Here is a 9,319-nt window from a genome sequence, read left to right on the forward strand (position 1 = left end):
GCCCAGGCACTCATCGCCCCGATCAAGGCGACCCGGCTGAATCTGCAATACAACGTGTTTCCGGTCAGCCTGGCTGCACCGCAGCGCGCCCGCCAGCCCGGTTTTGAAAGGCTGCTCGATCATCCGGCGCGGTATCTGTGTGACCTGTCGGGGCAGTATCCGGTCGAGTCTTTCAGGCAGGCCAAGGTATTTCTGGCCGAGGCTGCCAGAGGCATTGCAGTGCGGGATGTCAGGCACCTGGAGTTGACGGCGATGGCTGACGCGCTGCTCGCCAGTTTGCCGGTCGAAGCGGATGCCGAGCCCGTCGATGCGGGCGTGCTCTGGGAAGCGCAGGCCGGTGTCGTCGATGTGTTGCACAAAGCGCGGCAGCGGCAGGTCTGCGGCGTGCTGCTGGACGATGCCTGTTATCGACTGCGCCATCTGCGGCAACGGGTTGATACGTGCCAGCAACTGTTCGCGCTGTGCGCCCGACACGCAGTTCTTCACCCACACCATGCCAGCGCGTTACTGGTGCAGCAACTGGTGGTGCCGCGCAGTATTCGCGGTCAGGAAAACCCGCTGCACGCGGCGATGGCCAAGCTGCATGAGCCGGGCAGACGAGCGATCAACCAATCCACGGCCACGGTCCAGCGCGCGGTGGTCTGGCGGCACATGCTCAGTGCTCAGGACGCGCTGGTCGCCAGCCTGAAACAGAGCGCCACGGAGCAAATGCTGGCGGATCACCTGAGCCTTGAGGGTTTCGACTACGTGGCAGCGATGTATGAGTTGAGCAGGACGCTGGCGACTCTCGCGCTGCTGCCTTCCAACGTCGATCTGCTGGCCCCCGGCGGCGACATGGTGGATGCGGTCACGGGGGTCGGGATGTGGGATCAGGCCGTGAGCCTTGGGCAGAAGTTTTTGAATCAGATCGCCAGCGATGTTACCTCGCCTCTACACCTCATGCTCTGGCCCGAGTGCGATCTACAGACCGCTTGCGCGCCTTATGTGGTGCCGGTTTCCGATGAAAAAAACAAAGGCGACGGCCGTTTTCGCGCCACCGAACTGGCCCGTTTCGAGACTCGGCCAGCGCCTGACCCCATCGCCCAGGTCACACTGGACGCCACCACCCTCGCTAATTTGCTGGCGGGCGAAAGCCTGCAGAACTTCTTCCTTATCAACAACGGCAAGGCCACGACGGCGGCGCTGGTCGGGATCTTTGAAAACCTGCAGAGCGCCTCGGATGGCGCTGCCAATGCAGTCGACAAAGCCAGCCAGGCACTCGCCTCCACCAAGGGCACTGTAAAAAGTGTCCATGCCAACGTCCGCTCGGCAAACGACCGGCTGGCCCAGATGCAGGAACGCCTCGGCACCAACGCCCACAAAATCAACGTCAACCGCCAGGGCCGGGGCGTGCAACAACTGCGCAGCATGATGCCCGAGCATTTTGGGGCGGCGTTCCTGATCCGGCGCAATCAGGTCACGCCGCAACACTACGTATTCGGCCTGGAAGACCTGCCCGGCCGGGAGTCATTGCCCAAAACACGCTACGGCCAATACCTGCGCGCCGACGGAACCTCCTTCGGCGACATCGCCCCACCGCCACCGTCATCAACTCGGTTGCCCACGGGCGACAATCTGGTGCTGGTGATCCCTCGCGGGCACAAGACCGCGCAGGTGGTCGGCGACATGAACCGAACGCTTAAAAAAGCGCGTGAAGCGGCGGGTGCGGTGGGTGACGGGGAACGGGGTCATATCCGGGCGAAAAGCGGATTAAGTGAGGCCATAGAGGGGCTGGATGCAGAGAAGAACAAAGCGGCTTATCGGGTGTTGGGTTCGACGCCGTTTTGTCTGGCGGTGTTGATGTTGGAGGTTTGGAATGTGAGTTCGGAGGTGTCTGCTTGGGAGCAAACGATTAGGGAGAAAGGCGTAGTTAGAACAGGTGTAGGTATCTTGGGTGCCAGCCTAGATCTCGTAATAGCACTAGAAGCATTAGCAATCAAACTGGCAGGCCAGCAATCAGCAATCTCCGTGGCCAGAATAACCTTGTTCACTATTTCATCGAAAAAAGCCGCTGTTTTCTTCGGTGAGGCACTGGCCAGAAAGCTCACCGAAAAAGTCACGGGCCGACTGCTAGGTTTTTTCTTTTCTGGCTGGATTCTGTCCGCAGTCAATATCATTGATGCAGGGCAGGCCTGGCAGTGGAACGATGGTGCTATGTACGGTTATCTCATGCTATCTATGGGAGGGGTAGCGGGTTCGTTAGGAACGTTATTCGGAGCGGCTACAAAGCTGCTTGGACTTACTGCACTGGGCTGGACCGCATTGCTGCTGATCACAGTGGGCGTGGGTTTGGTGATCGTGATGAGTTCAACTCCGTTGGAGTCTTGGTTAGCAAACGGCCCATTTGGCGAACCTCATTCAATCGACCGATATTTACAAGACCCGGCAGAGGCGTTTTATCGGCTGACGAGCTTGCTTGCCGGCATCAGCATTTCCATCGAAAAAAATCCGGCTTACGAACAGCACGCTACATTTAATACTCGCGCCGATATACCTCACGCCATCCGTAGCGCAGACACGATCATTCGCCTTCAAAGCCGCTTGCCGGGCCTTATAGGTCGTCTCGACAGTCTCAGTATTCAAGCCGAGTGCCGGCAGTGCCGTATCACTGAAATAACCAACAATCAGGGCGTTCCTTATCGAGCAGAAAGTAAAATAGGTGAAAGACCTGAAACGCCGAAGGCACAACGGCTGCACCCTGATGCACTGGAGCTTTTTTTCACAACTAAAATCAGTCAGATCTCCTCGACAGGTAGCCGCAGATATTATTATAAATGGGCGATAAGGGCTCAGTTTATCCTGACGCGCGGAAGAGAAGAACATTATTTTCCCGCCCCGGGTGTCAAGGATTCCACTCAGTACAGCCAAAAATGGGCAACGCCTGACTTTGAAAAAAACAATCAGCCGTTCTGGGCTGATGAAGTCACGCACGGGGCTTCGTCTAGTGATTAATTCCGAAAGTAACGCCTACTACGGCGAAAGCGCTTACCTACCAAACAGCACACCCGATCAACCTGCACAATCTGCTTATAATTTTGAGGATTTGCGCTTGGCCTGGGGGCACACACAGGCCGTAGTGCCAGACAGTATTTTGGACGAACCGACTCCAGCGGAGATGCGTTTTTGGGAAAAATTCAGACAAGAAAAGCAGGAGAGAACAAACAGTGGAGCCTATGTCCCGGCACCGTTTGAAGGGGTAAACCTTCATCAAAAGTATGATCAAGAGTGCATGCGTTTTGCACAATTACCTGCGTACTCTAAATTCTGGATTTACATAAACCTAGGAGGGAAGTGGATTTTTCTGATATTCACACCTTTTTATGCACTGATCTCGTTGGCAATGCACGTAGCCTCAAAAAGCTCTTACACAAAAGTCGATTTCCTTGAGGCTTTCATTGGTGGTAGTTACTTTATTTCACTCCCATTTCTACTCTGCTGGATCATCGGCCATATCGTAATCAATCACTTCCCTCGCATCTGGTTCCGCCCTCCCAAAGGCCCACTCTGGGAACTCAATCGCAGAACCGGTCTGGTCACGATCTTTGGCTACAAACGTCATCGAAAAGAGGGGGTGATCGACGAGTTCATTGCGCCGTTCTACGAGTTCGACGCTTACATGATCACCACGCATGATCGTCATGGATCGTATTACGGCCTGCTGCTACAGCATCGCTACGAGGAGCAGCGCATCAACTTCCATGCGCTACTCGGCCCGGACGACTTTCAGCAACGCCCCTGCGCACTCTGGGACTTCCTGCAAAACTACATGGACACCAGCGGCCCGATTCCGGACATTCCGCTGTTCGAACCGTACAGGCACCTCGACCCGGTCACCGCCATTTACGATCAGCAGCGCGGCCGCAACTCGCGCTACTGGATCGACATGGATGACGCCACGTTCAAGGCTGAGGTTGATGCCATGTGGCAGCGGGTTTATGCGATTGACACGTTTAGTCGTCCGAACCTTATGGCGCGGTATGTGGATTACGGATCATGAGATGTGGCGTCCGATCTATGACGCAGAGCGTCAAAAAATGCATACCAACGCATAGTGGCACGATAGTCACGCCCAGCTTCAACAAAATCAACCAGCCGTTCTGGGCCGATGAAAAAGCTCATAAGGAGGCGCTTTCGAATGACTGATGCGAATAAGAAACCTTATTACGAGTTGCAGGCTTTCCGGCCTGACAACATCCCTAAACAGAGATCACCTTTACGAGCGGCTTTATCTTCAGCGTGTTCCAGACTTATGCCTTGGGGTAGCACCCAACAGACAGCTTCAATGAAACTTTTTGAGGATTCCACCCCGAAAAGCATGAGATTCTGGGAGGAAGTGGTAAAAGAAAAAGAGGAAAAAAAGGCAAGTGGGACCTTTGTTCCGGCTATCTTTGAAGGGGTCGATCTTCACAATAAATGCGACAATGAATGCTTCAGGTTTGCACCGCTTCCATTTCGCTCTCAATTTTTTATCATTATGCTGCAGTTCGGAAAAGGCAGTTTTTTTGTTTTTCTTGCAGCGCTTCTATTGACACATCCATTAATAATTTCGGCATCCCGCAAAAGCTGGCAAGCAACCACTATTAAGCTGCTAACTGAAGTTTATCCAATATTTGTGGGTATCCCGCTACTCCTCTGGCTTATCAGCCATACCGTCGTGAACCACTTCCCCCACCTGTGGTTTCGTCCCCCAAAAGGCCCTGACTGGGAGCTTAATCGCAGAACCGGTCTGGTCACGATCTTCGATTACACACGCCATCGAAAAGAAGGGGTAATCGACGAATTCATTGCGCCTTTTTATGAGTTCGACGCCTACATGACCACCACCAATAATCGCCACGGCCCTACATACGGGCTATTGCTTCAGCACCGCTATGAACACCGTAAGATCAATTTCCATATGCTTATAAACGCCGACGACTTCCAGCAACGCCCCTGCGCACTCTGGGACTTCCTACAAAATTACATGGACACCAGCGGCCCGATTCCGGACATTCCGCTGTTCGAACCGTACAGGCACCTCGACCCGGTCACCGCCATTTACGATCAGCAACGCGGCCGTAACCCTCGCTACTGGATCGATATGGATGACGCCACGTTCAAGGCCGAGGTTGATGCCATGTGGCAGCGGGTTTATGCGATTGATACGTTTAGCCGCCCGAATCTTATGGCGCGGTATGTGGATTATGGCTTGTGAATCTGGGGGGGGCGGTCTGCGGCGGCGTTGGGCTTGAGGTTGGGCGGATGACTTGGTGCGGATGGCGATGGCGAGTCAAGTTACATCGAACTCGCCGGCTAGCCCTGCGCCTTATCGAACGTCGCCAATCGCCCGCTGCGCACCGACAGCGATCAAAAGCTGCGCCAGAACCTTCGCCTCGACCTGCCCCTCATCACCGTGTTCATCGAAAACCGAACAGGTCGCCACGTTGTGGCCACTTGAGCAATGGAACACTGCGATTACACCGCCAGGCCCCACGCCTGTATGCCCGGTAAGTGTAAGCCCACCGTTTGTGCCACCTATCATCAGGCCCAGTCCATAACCCGGAGTGGCCCACGGCCTTCCCTGTATTGGGCCGCCGAGCGCTATTGCATCCTGCATGTCTTGTAGCAAAGAGATAGGGAGAAGCTGGCTGGTCAACAAGCGATCCAGCAAAATGGTCGACTCTGAAAGTGGGCCGACCAGCAAGCCATGGTAGACCCAGCCAGGGTGGTACGAAGAGAGACTTGCCGGATGCACCTCAGCAAGGTCTTCCTGTGTCTTGGCGAATCGGACCTGTGTGACACCGAGGGGCAAAAGTACGCGGCGGGCCAAGGCGTCCTCCAGGCTCAGCTCGGTAATGCGTTCAATCAGCCTGGCGACCAGCAAGTAGCCCACATTCGAGTATCGCCAGGCAGTTCCTGGCGCGTAACGCAATCGCGTGGCGTCAAGCCTGCGCATCATTTCGGCTGCTGGCCACGGAATCTGGCCTTCAGCAACGGCAGCGTGATATTCCGGCAGCTCCGAGTAGTCCGCAAGTCCTGCCTGGTGTTTGAGCAGTTGCCGAAGCGTAAATGGGCCTTCCTGTACGGGGTCGTCCAGCTGTATCAAACCGTCACGAACAAGCGAAAGTGCCGCGGTAGCAAGCACCGGTTTGGTAAAGCTCCACCAGGGTACAACCACGTCTGAATGCTCTGCCGGCAAATGCCGACCGTTCAGAATGGTGGAACAAAACATGTGCAGGCATCCTGTAGGGAAAAGGCTTGAAACCAACATTGGCTTGCGTGGGGCCATGTCGTGCGATGCATGGCATCACGAGCCTGCCGAGTATGCCCTACCGGCCGGTCACAAAAAACGCATGCACCTGCGCCCCCCGATTCAAGCCCATCGCGCCCGACTCCCCCGATCAACAACAATAACCCCTTGTGATGATGAAGTATTTAGGTAACATCAGGCCTGTACCCTTTGCTGTAATTGAAACTAGTCGCGCTCTAATAGATCATCTAGATGGCATCTAACGCCACGTACGATCTGCGAAAGCCCGCCTGAAAAAGTTCATGTGACTACTCCGCCCTTTCGGCGTCCAAGCTCTTGTCAGCAGTTCTGAAATCACGGATGACTTTATGCCCAATTCACTACTCCCGCAGATTGGCAGGGCCATCGCCAGCATTGGCAGCGGCCATTTTTCCAGCATGTTTCACAAGTTGATCGTCACTCAGCTTGCCGTGGATGCCACGCACCTGTCCTCGCTGCCGCAGGCCTGGCAGACCCCGCCCGCCTCGGCGCCGACGGTGTTCAACGAGACGGTGACGTCCGCGCGCGGCACGTTGCTGCTCAATGATTCGATTCATCTTTACCCTGCGCAGGCTTCTGAAAACTTTAGTTGCAAAATATCGGTCTTCCGGGCGCTTCCTGCCCATGAGTTTTCTGAAGAAGAGCGCCGCCAGCTGAATGATCTTTCTCCGCTTCTGTTCTCGATACTTGAAAAACACGTGAATGCCTTGCAACTTGCGATGCCCGGAACCGAGTCCGCCAGGACGGAGAGTTTCGAAGAGCGTTTCCATGAGCGCCTGCGTGAGACCGGGCTGACCCTTTCCGAACGCGAGACGCAGGTTTGTCTCGGCCTGCTCGCAGGCCACACCGCTATCGAACAGGCCGAGCGTCTGGCGCTCAAGGTCAATACCGTCGGCAGTTACCAACGCCGTGCCGCGATCAAACTGGGCATCAGTGGCAGGCATTCGCTGATGCGCTGGATGTATGCGTCGTCCGAGAGCAATTATTCGCCCTGCTGAGGGCATCAGTCCCGCGCCAGCGCTTCGATAGGGTCCAGACGGGCGGCATTGCGTGCAGGCACAAAGCCGAACAGCACGCCGATCAAGGTCGAACAGGCGAATGCGGTCACCACCGAGGCCAGTGAAAAGACCATTTCCCACTGCTGGACGAACAAGGTAAACAGATAGCCGATGGCGTAGGACAGGCCGATACCGATTACCCCGCCCATCAGGCAGACCATGACCGCCTCGACCAGAAATTGCTGGCGAATGTCCGACTGACGCGCGCCGACGGCCATGCGGATGCCGATTTCGCGAGTGCGCTCGGTCACCGACACCAGCATGATGTTCATCACGCCGATTCCGCCCACCACCAGGGAAATAACCGCAATCAGCGACAACAACAGGGTCAGCGAGCGGCTGGTTTTCTGTACGGTCTGCATGACGCTGTCGAGGTTGTTGGTGAAGAAGTCCTTGGTGCCGTGACGCTGCAGCATCAGTGCCTTGATCTGCTCTTCCACCGCCTTGCTCGGCATACCGTCCTTGACCCGCACGCTGATGCTGTCCAGATGTCGCTGCCCCAGCACCCGCCCCGCCGCCGTTTCATAAGGCATCCACAGGTTGAGCGTGTTACCGGCGATGAACAGGTTTTTATGGTCGCTAGTGACGCCGATCACCGTGCTCGGCAGTTTGCCGACCAGAATCACCTGTCCCAGCGGGTTGACGCCCGGCCCGAACAGGCGCTGAGCAGTGTTGTGATCAAGCACCACTACCTGAGCCTGACGCCGGGCGTCCTGATCACTGAACGTGATGCCCGCCGCCAGCTGGATGTTGCGCACCTGAAAATAGCGGCTGCTGACGCCATTGAGCTGTGCGTCCACATCGACGTTGCGGTAGCGCACCAGCATGCTGCGACCGACCACGGGGGTGGCGCTGTCGATGTAATACAGCTGATTGAGCGCGGCAACGTCTGAGGGAAGCAGCGTTTCGATGGATTTGGCCCGGCTGTCACCAAAGTTGGCGCCGGCATAGATGTCGATGGTGTTGCTGCCGATGGACTGGATGTCCTTGAGCACATAGCGCTTGGCGCCTTCGCCAATGGCTGAGATCGAGACCACCGAGGTGATACCGATGATGATGCCAAGCATGGTCAGCAAGGTGCGCATGCGGTGCGATATCAGCGCGATCCAGGCCATATTGAACGCTTCACGGAACAGCCCCAGGCTGGCCAACAGACGCCTGGGCGCGGGACCTGGCGGCGTGGCTGGCTGCGCTTCGGGCGCGGGCTGCGTTGTCTGCGCCGTGCGTCGGTCACTGATGATTTCGCCGTCGCTGACTTCGATAATCCGCTCGGCGTTGGCAGCCACCTTGGGGTCGTGCGTTACCAGAATCACAGTATGGCCCGCGGCATGCAGTTCCAGCAGCGTGCGCATGACTTCCTTGCCGCTGGCGGTATCCAGTGCGCCGGTCGGCTCATCGGCCAGTATCACCTGCCCGCCGTTCATCAACGCTCTGGCGATGCTCACGCGTTGCTGCTGACCGCCGGACATCTGGCTGGGCCGATGCTGCAGATGCCCGCCCAGTCCCAGGCGCGTGAGCAATGCCTGAGCACGCTCATGGCGCGTGGTCTGCGCGGTGCCGGCGTAAATGGCCGGAATCTCCATATTGCGAACCGCATCCAGGTGCGGCAACAAATGGTAGCGCTGGAAAATGAAGCCAAAATGGTCGCGGCGCAGCGCTGCCAGCGCATCGTCATCCAGCTCGCGGGTTTCCTGCCCGTTGACCTGATAGCTGCCGGCGCTGGCATGGTCCAGGCAACCGAGAATGTTCATCAGGGTTGATTTGCCCGAGCCCGATGCACCGATGATCGCCACCAGTTCGCCGGTGTGAATGGCCAGGTCGATGTGCTTGAGGACCTGAAATTCGCGGTCGCCTGCCATGAAGCTGCGGCTGACCTGTTGCAGGCGCAGCAGCGGTTGGTCGCTGTTGATCGACGTTTCGTGCAACGCTTCGATGTCTACCTTCTGGTTCATGT

The 9,319-nt window shown here is 56.6% G+C and carries 6 protein-coding genes; 4 read left to right on the forward strand and 2 right to left on the reverse strand.

The window, feature by feature from the left end:
• The 3 genes from QRN38_RS12120 to QRN38_RS12130 all read left to right on the forward strand — a co-directional run.
• On the forward strand, nt 1-2,991 hold a 2,991-nt coding region (locus QRN38_RS12120), incomplete at its 5' end, for a hypothetical protein (protein WP_285362415.1).
• A gap of 163 nt (nt 2,992-3,154) precedes the next feature.
• Entirely contained in the window at nt 3,155-4,036 is an 882-nt protein-coding gene (locus tag QRN38_RS12125) for a hypothetical protein (RefSeq protein ID WP_057418365.1), read from the forward strand.
• A 318-nt stretch (nt 4,037-4,354) separates the two neighbouring features.
• On the forward strand, nt 4,355-5,233 hold the full coding sequence (locus QRN38_RS12130; RefSeq protein WP_057418364.1) for a hypothetical protein: 879 nt from the start codon (nt 4,355-4,357) through the stop codon (nt 5,231-5,233).
• A gap of 111 nt (nt 5,234-5,344) precedes the next feature.
• Here QRN38_RS12130 and QRN38_RS12135 read toward each other — a convergent pair whose 3' ends face one another.
• Nucleotides 5,345-6,250, reverse strand: coding sequence for a serine hydrolase domain-containing protein (locus tag QRN38_RS12135; RefSeq protein ID WP_057418362.1), 906 nt, complete (start codon nt 6,248-6,250; stop codon nt 5,345-5,347).
• A gap of 386 nt (nt 6,251-6,636) precedes the next feature.
• Here QRN38_RS12135 and QRN38_RS12140 point away from each other — a divergent pair, with 386 nt between their 5' ends.
• A complete protein-coding gene (locus QRN38_RS12140; protein ID WP_005762344.1) occupies nt 6,637-7,305 on the forward strand; it encodes a helix-turn-helix transcriptional regulator in 669 nt (222 codons plus the stop codon).
• A 5-nt stretch (nt 7,306-7,310) separates the two neighbouring features.
• Here QRN38_RS12140 and QRN38_RS12145 read toward each other — a convergent pair whose 3' ends face one another.
• On the reverse strand, nt 7,311-9,317 hold the full coding sequence (locus QRN38_RS12145; protein ID WP_057418361.1) for a MacB family efflux pump subunit: 2,007 nt from the start codon (nt 9,315-9,317) through the stop codon (nt 7,311-7,313).
• Nucleotides 9,318-9,319: the final 2 nt, after the last annotated feature.

Source organism: Pseudomonas sp. CFBP2511, from assembly GCF_030209255.1.
Lineage (GTDB): Bacteria > Pseudomonadota > Gammaproteobacteria > Pseudomonadales > Pseudomonadaceae > Aquipseudomonas > Aquipseudomonas avellanae.

What these genes read in the sequence shown, in the direction of transcription:
- QRN38_RS12125 (WP_057418365.1), top strand. Translation starts at nt 3,155, where the DNA reads ATGCGTTTTTGGGAAAAATTCAGACAAGAAAAGCAGGAGAGAACAAAC.
- QRN38_RS12130 (WP_057418364.1), top strand. Translation starts at nt 4,355, where the DNA reads ATGAGATTCTGGGAGGAAGTGGTAAAAGAAAAAGAGGAAAAAAAGGCA.
- QRN38_RS12135 (WP_057418362.1), bottom strand. Translation starts at nt 6,250, where the DNA reads ATGTTTTGTTCCACCATTCTGAACGGTCGGCATTTGCCGGCAGAGCAT.
- QRN38_RS12140 (WP_005762344.1), top strand. Translation starts at nt 6,637, where the DNA reads ATGCCCAATTCACTACTCCCGCAGATTGGCAGGGCCATCGCCAGCATT.
- QRN38_RS12145 (WP_057418361.1), bottom strand. Translation starts at nt 9,317, where the DNA reads ATGAACCAGAAGGTAGACATCGAAGCGTTGCACGAAACGTCGATCAAC.